This window comes from Tannerella forsythia, assembly GCF_003860135.1.
Lineage (GTDB): Bacteria > Bacteroidota > Bacteroidia > Bacteroidales > Tannerellaceae > Tannerella > Tannerella forsythia_A.
Genome location: NZ_RQYN01000009.1, coordinates 1 through 18,932, shown reverse-complemented (window position 1 = coordinate 18,932; position 18,932 = coordinate 1). Strand labels below are relative to the sequence as shown.

The window sequence follows — 18,932 nt, the reverse complement described above, 5'->3', positions numbered from 1 at the left end:
ATTTGTGCCCGAAACACAAAATTATAAAGGTATTAAATAGCATGATGATGAAAAAACAATTGCTCCTGTTCGGCTGTGGTTTGGCAGGCTTGATGTTGTTTTGGGGCTGTGGAACGTCGACGGATGTATCGGGGCAGAAAACGTTCAAACAGGCCGAAGTCCCGGCAGTTTACACTGAACCGAGACTGCGTGCCGAGTATCTGGCGATGCATTATTGGGATCATTTCGACTTCGCCGATACCGCTTTCGTGGGTAGTGCCGCGCATATTACTGAGCAGGCCCTTGTCGACTTCTTTTCGATTTTTCCCTATGCGCCGTATCAGACCTCGTGCGAAGGAATCAAGCGCTTACTTGATCAAGCGCAGAAAAACCGTGCTTTGTACGCTTTCTTTACCTCGAAGATGGAGCAATATCTTTTTCATCCCGCTTCTCCGATGCGAAATGAAGAATTTTTCATCCCCGTACTCGAGCACATGGTTGCGTCAGACAGTCTGGATACCTACCGCAAAGGGCGTCCTCTGGTCATGCTGGAACAAGTGCGGAAAAACCGTCCGGGCACGCGGGCGGCTGACATCCGATATACGACGGAGAACGGTTCTCAAGGATCGCTATATAACTTGAAGACCGATTTTGTACTCGTCTTTTTTCATGGTCTCGATTTGGGGAATGCTCTGGAGCTAATTCGGATGATTGACGCGTCGCAACCTGTTAAGCAGATGATCGCGCAGAAAAAGCTCACGATTCTCTCCATATATCCCGATATGGCTGAAGAGCAATGGAAGAAATACTTGCCTCAGATGCCTCAAGCGTGGATACACGGTTATGATAAGGAGCTTGATATCCAGCAGCAACAGACGTATGTATTGCGTGTTCTTCCGACGCTTTATCTGCTTGATAAAGAGCATAAGGTCGTAATGAAAGATGTTGCATTCTCATACATCGAACTTTACCTGAACAGCATTCTCCATGCTCCCGCGCAACAAGAAACAGAATCTTCTAAATAAATGAAAGAGATGAAAAAAAGTTTACTATATACCGGTGGCGGTGATAAGGGAACGACCTCTCTCGTAGGAGGTGTACGTGTCTCCAAAACACATCCCCGCCTTGAAGCTTACGGCACGATCGACGAATTGAATTCGCAAATAGGGTTGTTGATTGCCGAAACGGATGATCAGGAAACGGCCGATCTGCTTCGCTTTGTTCAGCACAAGTTGTTTACCGTGGGCTCTTATCTCGCAACCGATATGACGCAAACTGATCTGCGCATCGAAAGTAATGTGACTCCCGAGAGTATTCGTCGACTTGAAGAAGCGATCGACCGTTACGATTCGCAGTTGCCGCGCATGCGCGGATTTGTTTTGCCCGGAGGAAACCGCACGTCGGCCTTGGCGCATGTATGCCGTACGGTGTGTCGCCGTGCCGAACGACGCATATATCGTCTCACCGAGTCGGCAACCGTCGAAGAACCTGTGCTGATTTTTATGAATCGACTCTCTGATCTTCTGTTTGTTATCGGTCGGAATGAGTGTGTCCGTAAAAATAATGACGAAATTCTTTGGGATAGCGCTTGTACCTAACAAATAAAGGTTTATTTTTGCCGAAAATTTCAGCCCATTTTTGGGATGGCTTTAAAGGTAAATAACTGTAAAATAGAATTTTTATGTACTGGACATTAGAATTGGCATCCAAATTGGAAGATGCACCTTGGCCTGCAACCAAAGACGAACTGATTGATTACGCTCAACGTTCCGGTGCTCCGCTCGAAGTCATTGAAAATCTACAAGAGATGGAAGATGAAGGTGAAATATATGAGAGTATAGAAGATCTCTGGCCGGATTATCCCAGTAAGGAAGACTTTTTCTTTAATGAAGAAGAATACTGAAAAATGAAAGAGTTGCGGGCAGTGCTTGCAACTCTTTTTTATTTCATACACAATTTTACGAGTTTTTCAGAGTTATCATATCTATAGATGTAACTCTTTCGAATGACGATCAAACGATTCTGGACAGTATTTCTCCTTTTAAACATGGGGATAGCTTCTGCTTGGGCGCAGATCGACGCATCACTGAACCATTATTTTATGGCAATGGGGGCATATAACCCTGCCTCGGTCGGGATGAAGAACGAACTCGCGGTAACGGCGCTCTACCGGCTGCAATGGCTTGGACTCGACAGAGGAATGCCGCAGTCGGCTTTCGTTGCAGCCGATATGCCTTTCACGTTCGGAAAAACACGGCATGGGGTAGGAGTGATGTTTTTTAGCGACGATAAAAGTACGTTATATAAAGATGTGTACACTTCGCTTCAATATGCGTATAAACATAAGCTGGGTAAAGGAGTATTGAGTATCGGACTTCAAGGTGGAATGATCAGCAAGTCGTATTTAGGCTCTAAGGCAGAGCCTGTTCCCGAAGGGATTGATGGAAGTTCTGACCATTCGAAAGAAGATGAGGCTTTGCCCAAATCCGACGTCGATGCGAAGGGGCTGGATGTAGCCGTTGGATTGCTCTACTCGACAGACAAATATTATGTCGGTATTGCTTCCACACACGTACTTGCTCCGGAGATGGAGTTGGATGAAAATTTTACGCTGAAAGTCAATCGGGGATATAATTTAACAGCCGGGTACAATATTAAACTGAAAAATCCGTTGATTGAGTTACAGCCTTCTGTATTTATGCAAACGGACTTGCAGATGTACATGGGCGATGTGACCGTAAGAGCGGTTTACAAGACGATGTTTAACGGAGGATTAGGCGTCCGGATCGGTGATAGTTATCAAGGTGTGCGGATGAACGGTATCCTTTATTTGGGAGCGAATATCGGTAAATTCCGTGTAAGCTATGCCTATGAATATCCGTTTTCCGCTTTGTCGAAGGTGAGTACGGGCAGCCATGAGGCCATGGCAACATATCGGCTGACCCTGAACAAACCCAAAGGCGGGAGGAACAGACATAAGAGTATCAGAATATTGTAAGATAAGAACAGACAATAGACAATCAGGAAGATGATGAAGAAATTAGCATTCATATCGATCGCCATGATGTTGCTGACGACCTCGTGCGGAAAATTGCTTTCCGGCGACGGCGGCGAATTGGTTGGCGTCAAGATGGCTTCGTTCAACGAGCCGAATCCTTACGGGATGGTCTTGATTAAAAGAGGTTCCTTCGAGATGGGGCCATCGGATAAGGATAGCCTCTGGGGCTTCGATGCCGAAACGAAAGGAGTTTCCTTCGAAGCATTCTGGATGGATGAGACGGAAATTACGAATGCGAAATACCGACAGTTCGTTTATTGGGTGCGTGACTCGATCATTCGTACCCGTCTGGCCGACCCTGCATACGGTGGCAACGAGCTGTTTATGATTACGGAAGACAAATACGGGGAGCCGGTCACTCCGCATCTCGACTGGACCCGTCCCATTCCTTGGAAACGTGCCAACGAAGACGAGCAGCGTGCTATCGAAAGTGTGTTCTATACTCATCCCGTGACGGGTGAACGCGGTCTCGACGGACGACAGATGAATTATAAATACGAATGGTTCGACTATACCACTGCCGCTTTGCGCCGTAACCGTCTCGATCCGGCCGAGCGCGAACGTAATACCGATATCGAACCGGATCCCAATGCCGTCGTTATGATTTCGAAAGATACGGCCTACCTCGATACGGATGGACGCCCTGTTAATCAAACGATCACACGTCCGTTAAGCAGTCTGTTTGATTTCCTGCATACACATATTATCAATATCTACCCTGATGAAACGAGCTGGGTGAACGATTTCAAAAACGCTTACAACGAACCGTATCTGAAAATGTATTTTACACATCCGGGCTACGATGATTATCCGGTAGTCGGTGTCTCGTGGGAGCAGGCGAATGCTTTCTGTGTGTGGCGAACCGAATATTACAAGAAATCGGCCAACTTGCCACCCGGACAAGTGATTGAACCGTTCCGTTTACCTACGGAGGGCGAATGGGAATATGCAGCCCGCGCGGGCAAAAACGAAAACAAATATCCGTGGTCGACGAATGAACTCCAGAATGGAAAAGGCTGTTTCATGGCCAACTTCAAACCCGGAGACGGAAATTATACGGAAGACGGTCACCTTATTACCTCGCGTGTGGCAACGTTTGCGCCGAATGAGTTCGGATTGTATGATATGGCCGGAAACGTGGCCGAATGGACTTCGTCCGTTTATACCGAATCGGGACAGAACCAGACGAGCGACCTTAATCCCGATCTTCACTATAACGCGGCGAAAGAAGACCCGTATGCGATGAAAAAGAAAGTAGTGCGGGGCGGCTCATGGAAAGATGTGGCTCAATTTATCCGCTCCGACCGGCGTACCTTCGAATATCAAAATGAAACACGCTCCTACATCGGCTTCCGCTGTGTGCGTACGCAAATCGGATTCTCTAACGCGAAAGGGAAAAACAAAAAGAAATAAACTCCAACGACAACAATACATCAGAAAGAATTATGGGAAAATATAGAAGATATAAGAACCGGATCGAAATGTTTCTTTCGTCCGAGAACGGAAAGCGGACACTGAATTTCGTGTATAGCTGGGGAGCTTCGATTGTGATCATCGGGGCGTTGTTCAAGATTCTGCACTTGCAATATGGCAACGAAATACTTACGGTGGCGATGATTGTTGAAGCCATTGTATTCTTTGTGTCCGGTTTTGAGCGTCCTGCCAACGAATATCATTGGGAAGAAGTCTTTCCGGTCTTGAAGTCGAAGAATCCGTTAGACCGCCCTGACTTCAGTAGCGGAGGTGCCGGGAACGGTGAAGGGCAGGTGATCATCGGAGGTAGTGGAGGACACTTGGGAGGCGGAACCATTGTGTTAGGTGATTTGTCCGGGGCTCAGTCCGGTGGCGGTGCGCTGACGGGGAATGCCCGTGCGGCGGCTCAGAATGCCGAACTCGGTATGGCGGCGATGGGATTGAATGTATCGGAAGAAGATACGAAGAACTTGGCCAACAGCATCCAGAAATTGGGCGATGCGGCCGAGCAGATTTCCCGTATGGCCGATCTGACGGATGCGACAAAGACCTATATCGAACAAATATCGAGTGTTACAGCCAATCTGGAACGTTTCAATGTCGTGACGAATTCGTTGAGTGAAGTCTCCGACTCGCTCGTTCATTCGTGCGAGATGATTGCCGGATCGAAGAATGAACATTCGGAAAAACAGACCATCGGATATGTGCAGCAGATGGAGCAGTTGAACCAGAGTCTTTCGGGATTAAACGAATTTTATTCCGTGCATTTGAGCGGTCTGCGCTCGCAGATGGATACGATCCAGCAGATCAACGCGGGATTGAGCCGTATCCGCGACATGTACGACAATTCCGTGATGGACAGCACGGCTTTCCGTAACGAGAACGAACGGATGGCACAGCTCTTGGCACAGCTGAATCAGGTTTACGGACGTCTGTTACAAGCCATGACGGTTAATATGCCGGGCGGAGCGACGATGTATCCGCCTCAGCAACCGCCGTATCAGGGTGGTTATCCGCCGCAAGGCTACGCGCAACAACCTCCTTATCCCAATCAGCGATAAATAACGAAATGTTGATTGATTTGAACAACGATATAACCATTGATAAGAATGATTAAATGGCAGGAATAGCAAATAATCCCAATTCACCGCGTCAGAAAATGATCAACCTGATGTATTTGGTGTTCATCGCCATGATGGCATTAAATTATTCATCGGAGGTACTGAACGGATTTGATTTGGTGGAAAGAGGACTGCGTGAATCCGCTACGATAGCGTCTGTACGGAACAAAAAAGCGTTGGAAACCATGGAGGCTGCCAATGCGGAAAATCCTACGAAAGTGGGAGAATGGTACCGTAAGGCGATCGATGTCAAACGACAATCGGACGAACTGGTCGACTACTTACAGAATCTTAAAATCAGGATTGTACAGGAAGCCGACGGAAAAGAAGGCGATGTCAATGAGATTGAGAATAAGGAGAACATGGATGCCTCGTCGGAAGTGATGACGGCGCCTATTGTCGGGGAAGGGAAAAAGTTGAGAGAGCGCTTGGAAACGTATCGTGCGAATGTGGTCGCCTTAGTCGACGATCCCGATTTGCGCAATATGTTGCAGCGTGCACTGAACACGAAGGTGCCGTCTAAGACGGGAGTAGAAATTCGTTCGTGGGAGTCGATTATGTTTGAAAATATTCCTGTGGCAGCTGCCGTTACGATCTTGACGAAATATCAAAATGATATTCGTTATGTAGAAGGCGAAGTGTTGGCAGATATTGCGAAAAGTGTCGATGTGGGCGATTACCGCGTGAATAAGATCGTAGCGCAAGTCGTTCCCAAGAGTCAGATCGTGATGAGCGGAACTCCTTATCAGGCGAATATCGTACTGTCAGCTGTCGATTCGACGCAACGTCCGCAGCTTTTTATCGGCCCCAGAGGGAGTGAAAAAGAGGTGAGCGACTACGAAGGCATCTATACGGTCGGAACGGGTTCGACCGGAACATTCCCTATTCAGGGTTATCTGAAGGTGCCGGGCAAAGATCCGTACTACTTCGACAGCGAATATTCCGTATCGGCCAAAAGTGCGACGGTAGCATCGGCGCTGATGCGTGTGCTGTATGCCGGACGTGTGCGCGAGAACGAGATCGATATTGCCGTACCCGGCGTGGCCAGCGGCGATGTGACAGCCACGATGACGAACGGACAGATCCGTACGGAGAACGGGAAAAGATATGCCGTTCCGAATATGAATGCCAAGGAAGCCGTGATTTCCGTAACGGCCCGTATCGGAGGCGTGCAGACCAAGATCGGTGATTATCCGTTCAAGGTGCGTCAGTTGCCCAAGGCGCAACCGTACATTTTATATACGGACGCCAACGGAGTGACGAAGAAGTTTACCGGAGGCCGTATTTCGAAACGTGCCCTCGTCGAAGCGACCGGTATCATGTCGGCTATCGACGACGGCATCCTCGACATCGAATGCCGGGTGAAGAATTTTACATTGACATATTCCGATTCGATGGGGAACTCGCTGATCGAGGTATCGCAGAACAACTCGTTTACCGACCGACAAAAGAGCTATATCCGCAATCTGCAACGCGGAAAACAGTTTTATATCAAGTCGGTTTCCGTTACTCCCGAGGGAGTGGAGCAAGACCCGGTCGTTTTCGATGTAATCATTCAATAAATTGTAGAGCATAACAAGTAAAGATAAGAGATGAAACGGATTGTTTTTTTTACGGTTATAATAAGTGTGCTGACGCTCTTGTCGGGCGTCATGCTGCAAGCGCAGGATGGGGGCAATACGCGTCGTACACCGCAGATGAGCCGGGGCGGCGATCGTAACCGGCAAAACCAGAACGAAAGTGGCTTGCCGGAGCTTACCGTACGTGCGCAGCATCTTAACGAGCAACTGACGCAGAATATCGGCAACGCGCGATGGATGCGTGTGATATACCGCGAGCTGAACATGCTGGAAGAGAAAAATGCCCCCCTCTATTATCCGGTGAATCCGAGGAACGGTTCGATGAATCTCTTCTCTACGATATTCCAACTGGTGAGCGAGGGAAAGCTGAAAGCTTATGAATATCTGGACGGTTACGAAGCGTTCGACGAAGATCATCTCGTCGATTTCAAATCCGTTCTCGACCGTTTCTCGATCATGTATGAGACGGTGCCCGGGCGGGATGGGCGGCAGCGTTTCGTCATCAACGAAAGCGACGTTCCTTCGGGCGAAGTCAAAGCTTTCTACGTGAAAGAAGCATGGTATTTTGATCAGAATAATTCTCTGTACGATGTAAAGACATTGGCCATCAGTCCGATTATCTTCTACGAAGGCGATATGGGTACGGAGCGTTCGCCGATGTTCTGGGTCGTTTACGAAGATGTCCGTCCTTACGTATCGAACACGTATATCATGACGTCGAACACAAACAACGCGAAGACGTTTACGATCGACGATTATTTCCGTCGCCGCATGTTCGACGGCAAGATTATCAAGACCGAGAATCTGCTGAATATTCCGTTGCAGGCTTATTGTCCTACGCCCGACTCGCTGGAACGCGAGCAAAAGAAAATCGAGGGCGAGCTGGTCGCGTTCAACAAAGCGTTGTGGTTTCAACCCGATACGACCACGCAGGCAAAGGCGGCAACCGGTAAGAAGAAAGCCGGAAAAGCAGGACGTCGGTCGTCTGTAAAGGAAAAAGCGACCAACGAGAAAGAAAAAGAGACGAAAAAGGCAAAAGCAGCACCGAAGCAAAAGGTGGCCAAAGCGCCTAAGACAAAAGCAGAAAAGCCGGCTGCAACACGCAGCGTGCGGCGAAGAAGATAAGGCATCCTCTTCATCTTTCCGCACGCAGATTTATTACACCCAATTTGTGGGAGATAAATCACAACTGTGATTTATTACACCCAATTTGCGGGAGATAAATCACAACTGTGATTTATTACACCCAATTTGTGGGAGATAAATCTCTTCAGGAATTTTAACCACCCAGTTTGCGGGAAATAAATCCCTTCAGGAATTTTAACGACTCAATTTGCAGGAGATAAATCCGTTCAGGAATTTTAACGAAGCAATTTGTGCCGAATAAATTCCGAAAGGAATTTTAACCAATCATCGACGCGGCTAATAAATCCGTTCAGGAATTTTAACTTTTCTCCGGTCAATTCAACGGGAAGCCGCTTGTTTTTGGGGAGAGAGTGGCCGATCTGCATTATCGGTCTGCCGGCATGAGTCGCTGAGCACCGGCAGCGCTTCGGGCCCCATGTTAAACAGCAGGTCTACGATGCTCAGGTCGGGCAGGAACCCGTATTTTTCGCGGAACACCTGATAGTAGGATTGAGGGTGAAAAGAAGGATCGTCGTGCGGATGGCGCGGATGGAAGGCATTTCGGAAATCGTTCGGGAGATTGGTCTCGTACGTTTCGGTACGGATGATTTGCGGTCGCAGGTCGATCAGGTCGCAGATGAGGTGTTGCAAGGCCTCGTTATAATCGATCAGAAAAGTGTACTTCTTCTCGTAAAACGGTGCGAAGTCGTCGGCATAATATTCGAAGAAAGGACTCATGTTATAGGCGGAGACGAATGCGTTCCAATGCAGATGGCGCCAGTTCCCATGGTCGGAGATACGGACATCGCGTGTCAGGATTTTCGGTGTCGGCGATTTTTCGACGGGTACGGTCAACTCTTGGATGCCGTTGGCCGTAGCGATCCGGCAGCGGTTGCGGTAGGTCTGCTTCTGGTAGTTCTCGCAGGCTTCGAGTCGTACGGTATCGAAGGCATACAGTTTGCAATAGTAGCTGACAGGCGCCAAATAGGCGGTGGAAAGGCAGACGGCGCTCATCGCTTATTCGATGCGTTTAAACAGGCGCTTCCGGTCGTTGCTGTACCAGCGGAACCATACGTTGCCCTCGATTCGGGTTTCCGGAATCAGCCCGAAGTGTCGCGAATCGACCGCCTCAGCTTCATTATCCGATAACATCCAATAGTAGTTCTTTCGGAAGAAGAGGTAACGGGTATATTTCCCGTCTACATAAAGCTCTCCATTCCGAATCGATACCCGGTTACCGTATTCTGCGAGGATGGCCTCACGACACATGAGCAGGGAAATCGAATCGATTCGGTAAAGGAGGTCTTTGCCCGGAATCACGAACGTGTGGCGGCGACGCTCGCCGGGAAGCCATTCGATATCCGGCAACTGCGGGAGTTTGTCACGAAGAAGAAGTTCTTCGCGGCTTGTCAGGCGAAAGGTCAGGCTTAGCGAATCTTCTCCGGCACTACGGTAGGGGATGTTCAGATCGCGCATCAATTCCATCAACGGTTCCTTGATATTTTTGCGGATGCGAAACATATTTTCGGCTGTCGGAAGATTCGGGTACAGACGTCCGGCGATGCGAAAGCCGTCTTCGCCGACGATGACGGTGTCGCCCGGCATCCCCACGCAGCGACTCAAGAAGAGAGGCGCTTGACGGCCTTGTGTCCGATGACCTCTGAACAGGACGATCCGGCCGCGTCCGGGGTTCGAGGCGGTGCGGATTTTATTCACCAGCACCCGGTCGCCTTCTTGTAGCACGTCGCTCATCGAACGGGTCGAGATGCTGTACGATCCGACGCAGAAGAGATGCAGCCCTAATGCGATCAGGGCGGCGATCACTAAGCCTGTCAAGTATCGTATCAGCCGGCGTGCCATTGTTTCAACGTGCAGCGTTTTGGATCAGTCGGCGCGTACCGTACGGAACATCCGGCTCCAGCGGATGCCGCCATTGAAGAGGCTGCGATCTTTATCGAGCGAGAGCCAGATGAGGATCGGCTTCCCGACGATATGATCTTCGGGCACGAAGCCCCACGAACGGCTGTCGGCGCTGTTGTGCCGATTGTCGCCCATCATCCAGTAGTAGTCGTATTTGAACGTATAGGTCGTAACCGGCTGTCCGTTAATGAATACCTGGCCGCCCCGTACGTCCAATGTATTCTCTTCATAACTGCCGATGCAACGGCTGTAGAGCGCGAGGTTGCGCTCGTTCAGCTCGATCGTCGCGCCTTTCTTCGGAATCCAGATGGGGCCGTAATTGTCGCGCGTCCACCCTGTGCGGTAACCGGCGGGATAAGTCGTACCTCCCAGTTGTTCGGGCTCTACTTTAATCTGCTTCACCGACCGGATTTTCTTCATAATCTCCAGCGCCTCCTGCGTCAGCGGCAGGCGATAGATCGGGTTGTATCGTCCGTCCGTCGAAGTGAAGCCGAGAAACGGCAGATATTCGTAATAGAACTTTTCTTCGTCCGATGTCGGGACGGAAACGAATTTGCGGTCACTCTTGCTGATATCCATCTTGCGGAACTGCTCTTCGGTGAGCATCGCTCCGTCTGTTTCGACAAAGTAGCAGAGCTGCATCCGGGCCGGGTCTTTCTGTTTTTCTCCGTTAATGTACAGTGCATTGTTACGGATTGCGAGTGAGTCGCCCGGCATTCCGACACAACGTTTTACGTAATTTTCTCGTTTATCTACGGGACGATAGATGATGTCGCCATAGTAATCTTTATTCGTGTGTACCGCTTCCCGTCCGGCCTCGTTTACCAGCCAGTAATAGTCGGGATTTTGCCATTTGAGCGCCACCGTATCGCCGGCGGGGAAGTTAAACACGACGATATCGTTGCGTTTCACTTGTCCGAAGCCTTTTACACGTTTATACCCCCATCGCGGCCAGTCGAGGTACGACTTGCAGTTCAGTATCGGGAAGGTATTTTGTACGAGTGGGAACGAAATCGGGGTGTTCGGTACACGCGGCCCATAGCTTAGCTTACTGACGAACAAGTAATCTCCTACCAATAATGTCTTTTCGAGCGAGGGGGTCGGGATTTGGTAATTCTGAAAGACAAACAAATTAATCAGGTAGACCGCTACGAGCGCGAACACAATATCGTCGATCCATTCAAGCGTTTCGCGCACCCTCTTATTCTTCGAGCGTTTCCATGCGCCCCATGGGATGAATTTCGTGAGGAAGATATCGACCAGTACAATCAGACCGAAGAGCATCCACCAGTTTTCCATCCAGATGCAGAACAGTGTGTAGAGGGTGGCCCAGATACCGAAACTGATCCATTGGCGTGTTGTAATTTTTTTCATTGTTATTATTCGTTATTTTTTTGTATTCTAGGGAGAGAGATTTGAAGTAAATCGTTCATTCCGAGGAAGCCTGTTTTTCCCACGGTGAACTCTGCCGCAAGCACGGCGCCCAGTGCCAGACCGGCACGACTTTTCGCACTGTGGCAGATACGGATGAAGTCCGTCTCCGAATCGTACTCCACCTCGTGGATGCCCGGCACTTCTCCTTCGCGGACGGACAGCACGGCCAACTCTTCGGGATGTTCGGCCTTGCCCGATACACGGTGTGTCTTGCGGTCGATAGCCTTGAGGATATCGTCGGCCAGCGTGATGGCGGTCCCGCTCGGTGCGTCTAACTTATGGATGTGATGCGTTTCGGTGATCTGTACGTCGTAGTCGGTGAAGCGGTTCATCAGTTTGGCCAGATAAGCATTTACGGCAAAAAACAGGTTCATGCCGATGCTGAAGTTCGATGCATAGAAGAAAGTCCGTCCTTCGTTACGACAGATCGCTTTGACTTCGTCGAGCCGGTCGAGCCATCCGGTCGTTCCGCTGACGACGGGCACACCGGCCGCAAAGCACTGCATGTAATTATCGAACGCGGTATCCGGTCTTGTAAATTCGATGGCCACGTCGGCGCTTCGAAAAGCCTCCGAACGGAAGGCGTCATGATGGTCGACATCGATAATCGAAACGATCTCATGTCCCCGTTTCAGGGCAGCTTCTTCGACGGCTTTCCCCATCTTCCCGTAGCCTATCAATGCTATTTTCATCTGCTTAGTTCTTCTGACTGATTATCGTTACCGTAAACTTTTTTCTCATAAAGGCGCAAATATAAGGATTTTGTATTATATTTGGGCAAAGTTTTCCAAAACTATTGCAAAATGAAAGAACGAGTCTTACAATACCTCTGGAAATACCGGCTTTACGACGAAGCCGATCTGCGTACTACGGACGGTGATCCGGTAGCAGTGATCGATCCGGGTTTTGCAAACACGGACGCGGGAGCGGATTTCTTCAACGCCAAACTGCGCATCGCCGGAACGGTCTGGGCCGGTGATATCGAAATTCACGGAAAGGCATCCGATTGGGTGCGGCACGGGCACGACCGGAATCCCGCGTACGACTCGGTGATTCTGCACGTCGTCGGAGAAAACGATGCCTCTGTTTGTCGCAGTAACGGCGAAGTGTTGCCCCAAGTCGTATTGCATGTGCCTGCAAAGGTGCAGCAGAGCATCGACTGGTTGCTGTCGCGCGACGGCTCGGTAGCGTGTGCCGCGAGGCTTCGTGAAATCAGCCCTCCCTTCTTGTCGGGGTGGTTGAGCGCGTTGCTTGGCGAGCGTCTGGAGCGGAAGACGGAAGACATCTTCAAGAGGTTACAGCAAACGAGATACGACTGGAACGAAGTTTTTTATCTCACGCTGACCCGTAATTTCGGCTTCGGAACGAATAGCGACGCTTTCGAATGGCTGGCTGTGAGCCTGCCATTTAAATATATCCGGAAACATCGGGACAACAGCATGCAGGTTGAGGCGCTGCTCTTCGGTCAGGCGGGACTGCTCTCCGCCGAGAAAGAGGACGCATATTACCAAACGCTTCGACTCGAATATGCCTTTCTGCAAAAGAAATACGGCCTGAGGCCGGTGGATGGTTTTCTGTTCAAACGGTTGCGCACGCGCCCGGTCAATTTCCCGCATCTGCGATTGGCACAGCTGGCTTCCGTTTGGACGCACAACGATACGCTTTTTTCCGAAATACTCGAAAATCCGTCGATCGAGAAATTGCAGCAATGTTTCAACGTTCCTCCGTCGACATATTGGGATACGCATTATCATTTTGATTTCCCGTCGCCGGCACGTAAGAAACCGATCGGTCTCCATGCGGCCTATATTGTGATGATTAACACGGTGGCACCTGTCCTCTTTGCGTACGGTAAGCAGAAGCAGCAACCGGAATACGGCGAACAGGCGCTTCGTCTGCTCGAACAGATACCGCCTGAACGCAATAGCATCGTCAAAGTCTTTACCGATGCCGGAGTACCGGCCAAGAATGCCTGCGATTCTCAGGCGTTGATTCAGCTGCGGCGTGAATATTGCGACAAACGGAAATGCCTCTACTGTCGTATCGGTTTCCGGCTGATCAAGACTGCCGCAAAATAAATTTCATTTCTGCCCGCATTTACGTTATCTTTGCCGCGGCAAAAAGAGAAACAACAGAGAAGACGGTGATGCTGAAAGACAGAGAAAAAAAGATGCTGCATCGCATCGGATGTATCGTGCAGGCGTTATGGTGCTGCTATGCTCTGGTCTCGTGTGCCAACATGGCTTCGCCCAACGGAGGACCATACGACGAACAGCCCCCGAAGTTCGTGAGCAGTACGCCTGCGCCGTATCAGACGGGCTACAAAGGCAAGCGGGTCGAAATTCTGTTCGACGAACTGATTCAGATCGAGAAACCTTCCGAAAATGTCATCATCACCCCCCCTCAAAAGGAACTGCCGAGCATACAGGTGATGGGTAAAAAGATTCGCGTCGAACTGAAAGATACGCTGAAACCCGACATGACGTACACGATCGATTTTACGAATTCCGTGTCGGACAATAACGAAAAAAACGTGTTCGAAAATTTCAGCTTTGCTTTTTCGACGGGCGAAACGATCGACTCGCTGGAGATTTCGGGTACCCTGCTTAATGCCGCCAACCTCGAGCCGATGCCGGGCATCATGGTCGGACTGCATGCTGATCCGGCCGACTCCGCTTTTACGACAACTCCTTTCCTGAGAACGTCGAAAACGAACGATCGCGGACGCTTTACCATCCGCAACATCGCCGAAGGAACGTATCGCCTCTACGCGCTGAAAGATGCGAACCGTGATTACCTGTTCGATCAGCCGGGCGAAGAGATCGCGTTTCTCGACTCGCTCGTGACACCGACCTTCGAACTGGCCCTTCGTCAGGATACGGCCTGGAAAGATTCCGTTACGGTCGATACGATCCGTACGGTCGAGTATACCCGCTTTCTGCCCGACGACATCGTCCTGTTCCTTTTCAAAGAGAAATTCCGCCGTCAATATATGCTTCGCCCCGAGCGACCGCAGGCTAACCGATTTGTGCTCAAATTCAACGCTCCGACCGACTCGTTGCCGCAGCTCACGCTGCTCGACCGGCCGAACCGCGATCCGTGGTTCCTGATGCAGCCGGCCGAAGGAAACACGGCTCTGCACTACTGGATTACGGATTCGATGGTCTGGAAACGCGATACGCTGCATCTCCAAGTCGACTACCTGAAGAGCGACTCGACGAACAGACTGCGTTCGCAAACGGATACGATTCATCTCACGTTCCGTAAGCAACGCGCGCCGAAGAAACCGAAGAAAGGCGAGGCCGAGCCGAAAGTTTTCCTGACGCTTCAGTCCAAAGCCTCCGGTACGATTGAGATACACGATACCGTTTCGTTCGTATTCAACGAGCCGGTCATCGAACCGAGACGCGAAGCCATCCTTCTCGAACAGCAAAACGATACGCTCTGGACGCCTGTCGATTTCAGATTGGCGCAAGACAGCCTTGATCTGCTGAAATATCACGTCCGGCATCCGTGGAAATACGGTGCGAACTATCGCGTCACCATCGATTCGGCACAGTTGCAAAGCATTTACGGACATCATAACGAAACTTACGAAGCATCGTTTCAGATCCGGAAAAAGGAGGAGTACGGGCATCTCTATCTCAATATCGAAGGAGTTGCCGAGCCGGCTTTCGTGGAACTGTTGAATGCGAATGACGAGCCTGTGCGGAAAGGCCGGGTTAAAGGCGGAGGGGTACTGTTCTCCAATCTGTTGCCCGAGAAATATTATGCCCGGCTGACTGTCGATACGAACGAGAACGGAGTGTGGGATACCGGCAATTATACCGAGAAACGACAGCCCGAAACGGTGTATTATTCACCGAAAATCTATACGATGCGGGCTAACTGGGAGATTGAGGAAACGTGGGACGTGACTGATACGCCCGTCACTCGACAGAAACTGCCGGAAATTACAAAAAACAAGCCTAAAGATGTTACGCGAAGAAAACGTGATTACAAAGAAGAAGGCCGGTCCTCCGGACGCTCGTCGGGCGGCCCCATCGGGCTGCCGTTTTAAATACGGTCGCATCGTTATTAAGGCGATTTGCGCGCTCTTGTTTGTTGCGAATGCGCGGGCGCAATGTCTCCCCTCGACGCCGCCAATCAATCATGGCGAGACGGTAAACTACGACATCTATTTTAAATGGGGGTTGCTCATGTCACGCGCCGGTGAAGCCTCTCTCTCGTTCGGGAAGGCCACCTATCAAGGGCAGAGTGCTTCGCGCTACCGGTTGCATTTCCGTACGGTCAATCTCTTCGAATCCGTCTATCGGATGCGTGATACGATGGATTGCTATTATGCTCCGGACTATTCGTTGCTGTTCAGCTCGAAGCGTACGCACGAGAATCATTATTACCTGATCGACGAACTTACTTTTTCGTATCCGAACCGACGTACTTCGATACACTCGCGCCGCTATACACCGACTGAAACGAAAATCGATACGACGCTCACCGTGCGCTCGGGTTGCGCGTTCGACATGCTGGGAGCTACTTTCTTTTTGCGCACCATAGACCGGAAAAAACTCAAAACCGGAGATACGTTCCCGATGACTGTGGCTATCGGAAAAGATTTGGTGAAAATCAGCTATCGCTATCAGGGACAGGCGGTCGTCCAACGCGGAAACGTCAAATACCGGACTCTCCATTTTTCAGTCGACATTTACGATAAAGCTTTCACGCAAACCACGGCCGCGGCCGAGTTGTGGGTAGGCGATGACGATAACTTTATCCCCGTCAAGATACGCTCGAAACTGAAAATCGGCTATGCCGAAATTCATTACAGAAGTGCGTCCGGACTGAGAGCGCCTCTCCATAGCCGTATCGAAATCAAACGGTGATGCTGGAGATTATTGGTGGCTTTGGGTCATTTGAATACACGTAATCTTGCTTCGAAGGGAATCGAGATCGATAATAAGCGCTATAAGTCTCCTAACCTCACAACAAAATTTATACTGAAGCTTAACGGCCCTCAAATTGTAGAAAAACGGTAAAAAACGTCATTCAAAAAACCAAGATTGGATATATACCGAAAAAAACGTATCTTTGTTGTCAAACGAAAAGGAGGTGTGTATGTCGCGGTTTATTAATCCGTTTACGGACTACGGGTTCAAAAAGATATTCGGTCAGGAAGTGAGTAAAGAATTGTTAATTGATTTTCTCAACAGTCTTCTTCTTGGCGAAAGGGTGATTAAAGACCTGACATTTCTGAACAGTGAACGTCTTCCCGGAGACGAAGACATGCGTTCGATTATTTATGATGTGTACTGTACGACCGATAGCGGAGAGCAGATTATCGTGGAGATGCAGAACCGGACACAGAGCAATTTCAAGGAGCGTGCGCTCTATTACGTTTCTCGTGCGTTATCCGAACAGGGTCAAAAGGGAAGAGGTTGGCAATATGCTGTAAAGGCCGTCTATGGTGTCTTTTTTATGAATTTTACATTCGAAGGAGAAGAGGCCAAATTTCGTACGGACGTGATTTTGTCCGACAGGGACACGGGTAAGATGTTTTGCGATAAACTGCGCCAGATATTTATTACCATGCCGCTGTTCGAAAAAGACGAACACTCGTGTACGACAGATTTCGAACGTTGGATTTTTGTATTGAAGCATATGGAAACATTTAAACGAATGCCATTCAAGGCTCGAAAGATGCTCTTCGAACGTCTCGAAGAGCTATGTGACGTGGAGAATCTTCCGGCAAAAGAGCGTCGCATGTATCAGCGAAGTTTGGATATTTACCGGACGAATTTGGCCGTAGAAAGCTATGCTAAAGAGCAGCAAAAAAAAGCATGGGAGACAGGCCTCGCGGAAGGTCATGCTCAAGGTCATGCTCAAGGTCATGCGGAAGGACGCAGAGAAGGCCTCGCGGAAGGAATTCTTGAAACGGCCAAAAAGATGAAAGCTTCGGGGATCTCCGTCGATGTCATAGAGGCTTGTACCGGATTGCTTCCCGAAGAAATAGCAAAGTTGTAGAAGGACATACGGTGTTGTGGCGTTTAGAGACACGGCTCGGTATATAAGGTTGTTGTGAAATAACGGATTGATGCCATAGCAAGTTTTTAGGGTTTGAAATTCCCTTGTGCGGTATGTCCGCACGGGGGGATTTCTTTTTATATGTATACCCTGTTACCCGACAAGATTTTTTCGATTCTTTATGTGTAACTTTGCCCGCCAAATGCAGTTGAAAGATGAAGATGCAGAAAACAAACGCCTTGCGTCTGGTGGAGCAGGCGAGGATTCCTTATGAGACGTTGTCGTATGTCGTTGATGAAAATGATCTGACGGCTTTGCATGTTGCCGGGCAATTGGGACAAGATCCTGCTCAGGTCTTCAAAACGCTCGTTCTGCGCGGCGACCGAAACGGCTTGTTTGTCTGTCTGATCCCCGGTAATGCCGAGGTAGACCTGAAGAAAGTCGCCCGAATCTCGGGTAATAAAAGTGTCGCCATGCTTCCTATGAAAGAATTACTCTCCGTAACCGGGTATATACGCGGCGGCTGCTCACCCATTGGCATGAAAAAGCGTTTTCCCACTTTTATACATGAAGCATGCCGGATGTTTGATCGGATTTGCGTGAGTGCCGGCCGACGAGGTTTGCAGCTCAAGATCGCCCCACATCATCTGATCGCATTGACGGAGGCCACCCTCGGAGACCTTGTCGTGTCGATTTCTGGTCTGCCGTAACCTCTTCGTTCAGGATCATCATCCGACCTGAAATAACGTCTTTCTCGCATCCATTCGGAAGGCTCTTACGAAGATTTGTACGTTCGGAGATCACATGTCGGACATGTACCGGCGATTTCTTTTATAAAAAAAACACCAAAAAAGATTTGGATTGCCAAAAGAATCCTTTTATCTTTGCAACGTTTAGCATGACATGCTTAACCGGTTATAAGCAAAATGAGAACGAAGCGCGCTATACATATATATAATGTATACGAGACATGTGGGCGGATTCCGCGTATCTCCCTCCATGCACACGCGTTCTCGGAACACGAAAAAATCATGAAAAACCGCGTCGATCCTAAAGTTGGCTTTTATCTGTTAGGGAATATTAATGATTGCGTACGGTTGCTCTCGAAGCCTCATACGGTAGCAAAAACACCTGCGTCCGTATGTAGCAAAATTTACATACGGGAGAAAATAAATTTACATCCGTATGTAAGTTTACGCGCGTCCGTATGTAGCGAAATTT

The 18,932-nt window shown here is 49.5% G+C and carries 17 protein-coding genes; 13 read left to right on the top strand and 4 right to left on the bottom strand.

All coding sequences use genetic code 11. From position 1 onward, the window contains the following. Window positions 1–41 precede the first annotated feature (41 nt). The 8 genes from EII41_RS03965 to gldN all read left to right on the top strand — a co-directional run bounded on the left by EII41_RS03965 (window position 42) and on the right by gldN (window position 8,336). Window positions 42–1,004 carry a DUF5106 domain-containing protein gene (locus EII41_RS03965; protein ID WP_124789516.1) on the top strand — a complete coding sequence of 321 codons (963 nt, stop codon included), beginning with the start codon at window positions 42–44 and terminating at the stop codon, window positions 1,002–1,004. 9 nt (window positions 1,005–1,013) lie between these two features. After that, a complete protein-coding gene (locus EII41_RS03960) occupies window positions 1,014–1,577 on the top strand; it encodes a cob(I)yrinic acid a,c-diamide adenosyltransferase (protein WP_124752201.1) in 564 nt (187 codons plus the stop codon). A gap of 83 nt (window positions 1,578–1,660) precedes the next feature. Then, a complete protein-coding gene (locus EII41_RS03955; RefSeq protein ID WP_014224689.1) occupies window positions 1,661–1,882 on the top strand; it encodes a DUF2795 domain-containing protein in 222 nt (73 codons plus the stop codon). Window positions 1,883–1,984: 102 nt separating this feature from the next. Further along, window positions 1,985–2,977, top strand: coding sequence for a PorP/SprF family type IX secretion system membrane protein (locus EII41_RS03950; RefSeq protein WP_124752200.1), 993 nt, complete (start codon window positions 1,985–1,987; stop codon window positions 2,975–2,977). Window positions 2,978–3,007: 30 nt separating this feature from the next. Then, window positions 3,008–4,450, top strand: a complete 1,443-nt coding sequence (locus EII41_RS03945) for an SUMF1/EgtB/PvdO family nonheme iron enzyme (RefSeq protein WP_411292575.1) — start codon at window positions 3,008–3,010, stop codon at window positions 4,448–4,450. 32 nt (window positions 4,451–4,482) lie between these two features. Continuing rightward, window positions 4,483–5,571 (top strand): gliding motility protein GldL, encoded by a 1,089-nt coding sequence (gene gldL / locus EII41_RS03940; protein WP_124752199.1) that lies wholly within the window; start codon window positions 4,483–4,485, stop codon window positions 5,569–5,571. A 56-nt stretch (window positions 5,572–5,627) separates the two neighbouring features. Then, entirely contained in the window at window positions 5,628–7,193 is a 1,566-nt protein-coding gene (gldM, locus tag EII41_RS03935; RefSeq protein ID WP_124789515.1) for a gliding motility protein GldM, read from the top strand. 30 nt (window positions 7,194–7,223) lie between these two features. After that, window positions 7,224–8,336 carry a gliding motility protein GldN gene (gldN, locus tag EII41_RS03930; RefSeq protein WP_124789514.1) on the top strand — a complete coding sequence of 371 codons (1,113 nt, stop codon included), beginning with the start codon at window positions 7,224–7,226 and terminating at the stop codon, window positions 8,334–8,336. A 339-nt stretch (window positions 8,337–8,675) separates the two neighbouring features. Here the strand turns inward: gldN and EII41_RS03925 are convergent, their stop codons facing one another. The 4 genes from EII41_RS03925 to dapB are packed head-to-tail and all read right to left on the bottom strand — an operon-like array spanning window position 8,676 to window position 12,382. Then, entirely contained in the window at window positions 8,676–9,350 is a 675-nt protein-coding gene (locus EII41_RS03925; protein WP_124789513.1) for a WbqC family protein, read from the bottom strand. A gap of 3 nt (window positions 9,351–9,353) precedes the next feature. After that, entirely contained in the window at window positions 9,354–10,196 is an 843-nt protein-coding gene (gene lepB, locus EII41_RS03920) for a signal peptidase I (RefSeq protein WP_124789512.1), read from the bottom strand. 24 nt (window positions 10,197–10,220) lie between these two features. Continuing rightward, window positions 10,221–11,630: a S26 family signal peptidase gene (locus EII41_RS03915; protein WP_124789511.1), complete on the bottom strand. Its 1,410-nt coding sequence runs from the start codon at window positions 11,628–11,630 to the stop codon at window positions 10,221–10,223. 5 nt (window positions 11,631–11,635) lie between these two features. Beyond that, complete coding sequence (dapB, locus tag EII41_RS03910) at window positions 11,636–12,382, bottom strand: 4-hydroxy-tetrahydrodipicolinate reductase (RefSeq protein WP_124789510.1); 747 nt, start codon at window positions 12,380–12,382, stop codon at window positions 11,636–11,638. A gap of 111 nt (window positions 12,383–12,493) precedes the next feature. Here dapB and EII41_RS03905 point away from each other — a divergent pair, with 111 nt between their 5' ends. The 5 genes from EII41_RS03905 to ybaK all read left to right on the top strand — a co-directional run bounded on the left by EII41_RS03905 (window position 12,494) and on the right by ybaK (window position 18,421). After that, window positions 12,494–13,768, top strand: a complete 1,275-nt coding sequence (locus EII41_RS03905; RefSeq protein ID WP_124789509.1) for a DUF2851 family protein — start codon at window positions 12,494–12,496, stop codon at window positions 13,766–13,768. 68 nt (window positions 13,769–13,836) lie between these two features. Next, window positions 13,837–15,750, top strand: a complete 1,914-nt coding sequence (locus tag EII41_RS03900; protein WP_124789508.1) for an Ig-like domain-containing domain — start codon at window positions 13,837–13,839, stop codon at window positions 15,748–15,750. Beyond that, the gene (locus EII41_RS03895) at window positions 15,665–16,573 is read left to right on the top strand and encodes a DUF3108 domain-containing protein (RefSeq protein ID WP_260425471.1); all 909 of its coding nucleotides are present in this window, start codon (window positions 15,665–15,667) and stop codon (window positions 16,571–16,573) included. The genes EII41_RS03900 and EII41_RS03895 overlap by 86 nt, the downstream gene beginning before the upstream one ends. 232 nt (window positions 16,574–16,805) lie before the next feature. Then, window positions 16,806–17,711, top strand: a complete 906-nt coding sequence (locus EII41_RS03890; RefSeq protein ID WP_124789507.1) for an Rpn family recombination-promoting nuclease/putative transposase — start codon at window positions 16,806–16,808, stop codon at window positions 17,709–17,711. Between the two features lie 215 nt (window positions 17,712–17,926). Further along, window positions 17,927–18,421 (top strand): Cys-tRNA(Pro) deacylase, encoded by a 495-nt coding sequence (gene ybaK, locus EII41_RS03885; RefSeq protein ID WP_124752189.1) that lies wholly within the window; start codon window positions 17,927–17,929, stop codon window positions 18,419–18,421. Window positions 18,422–18,932 lie beyond the last annotated feature (511 nt).

Coding starts and splice junctions, on each gene's coding strand:
- EII41_RS03900 (WP_124789508.1), top strand. CDS start 13,837: ATGCTGAAAGACAGAGAAAAAAAGATGCTGCATCGCATCGGATGTATC.
- gldL (WP_124752199.1), top strand. CDS start 4,483: ATGGGAAAATATAGAAGATATAAGAACCGGATCGAAATGTTTCTTTCG.
- lepB (WP_124789512.1), bottom strand. CDS start 10,196: ATGGCACGCCGGCTGATACGATACTTGACAGGCTTAGTGATCGCCGCC.
- EII41_RS03955 (WP_014224689.1), top strand. CDS start 1,661: ATGTACTGGACATTAGAATTGGCATCCAAATTGGAAGATGCACCTTGG.
- EII41_RS03965 (WP_124789516.1), top strand. CDS start 42: ATGATGATGAAAAAACAATTGCTCCTGTTCGGCTGTGGTTTGGCAGGC.
- EII41_RS03950 (WP_124752200.1), top strand. CDS start 1,985: ATGACGATCAAACGATTCTGGACAGTATTTCTCCTTTTAAACATGGGG.
- EII41_RS03945 (WP_411292575.1), top strand. CDS start 3,008: ATGATGAAGAAATTAGCATTCATATCGATCGCCATGATGTTGCTGACG.
- EII41_RS03925 (WP_124789513.1), bottom strand. CDS start 9,350: ATGAGCGCCGTCTGCCTTTCCACCGCCTATTTGGCGCCTGTCAGCTAC.
- EII41_RS03895 (WP_260425471.1), top strand. CDS start 15,665: ATGTTACGCGAAGAAAACGTGATTACAAAGAAGAAGGCCGGTCCTCCG.
- gldN (WP_124789514.1), top strand. CDS start 7,224: ATGAAACGGATTGTTTTTTTTACGGTTATAATAAGTGTGCTGACGCTC.
- ybaK (WP_124752189.1), top strand. CDS start 17,927: ATGAAGATGCAGAAAACAAACGCCTTGCGTCTGGTGGAGCAGGCGAGG.
- EII41_RS03890 (WP_124789507.1), top strand. CDS start 16,806: ATGTCGCGGTTTATTAATCCGTTTACGGACTACGGGTTCAAAAAGATA.
- gldM (WP_124789515.1), top strand. CDS start 5,628: ATGGCAGGAATAGCAAATAATCCCAATTCACCGCGTCAGAAAATGATC.
- EII41_RS03915 (WP_124789511.1), bottom strand. CDS start 11,630: ATGAAAAAAATTACAACACGCCAATGGATCAGTTTCGGTATCTGGGCC.
- EII41_RS03905 (WP_124789509.1), top strand. CDS start 12,494: ATGAAAGAACGAGTCTTACAATACCTCTGGAAATACCGGCTTTACGAC.
- EII41_RS03960 (WP_124752201.1), top strand. CDS start 1,014: ATGAAAAAAAGTTTACTATATACCGGTGGCGGTGATAAGGGAACGACC.
- dapB (WP_124789510.1), bottom strand. CDS start 12,382: ATGAAAATAGCATTGATAGGCTACGGGAAGATGGGGAAAGCCGTCGAA.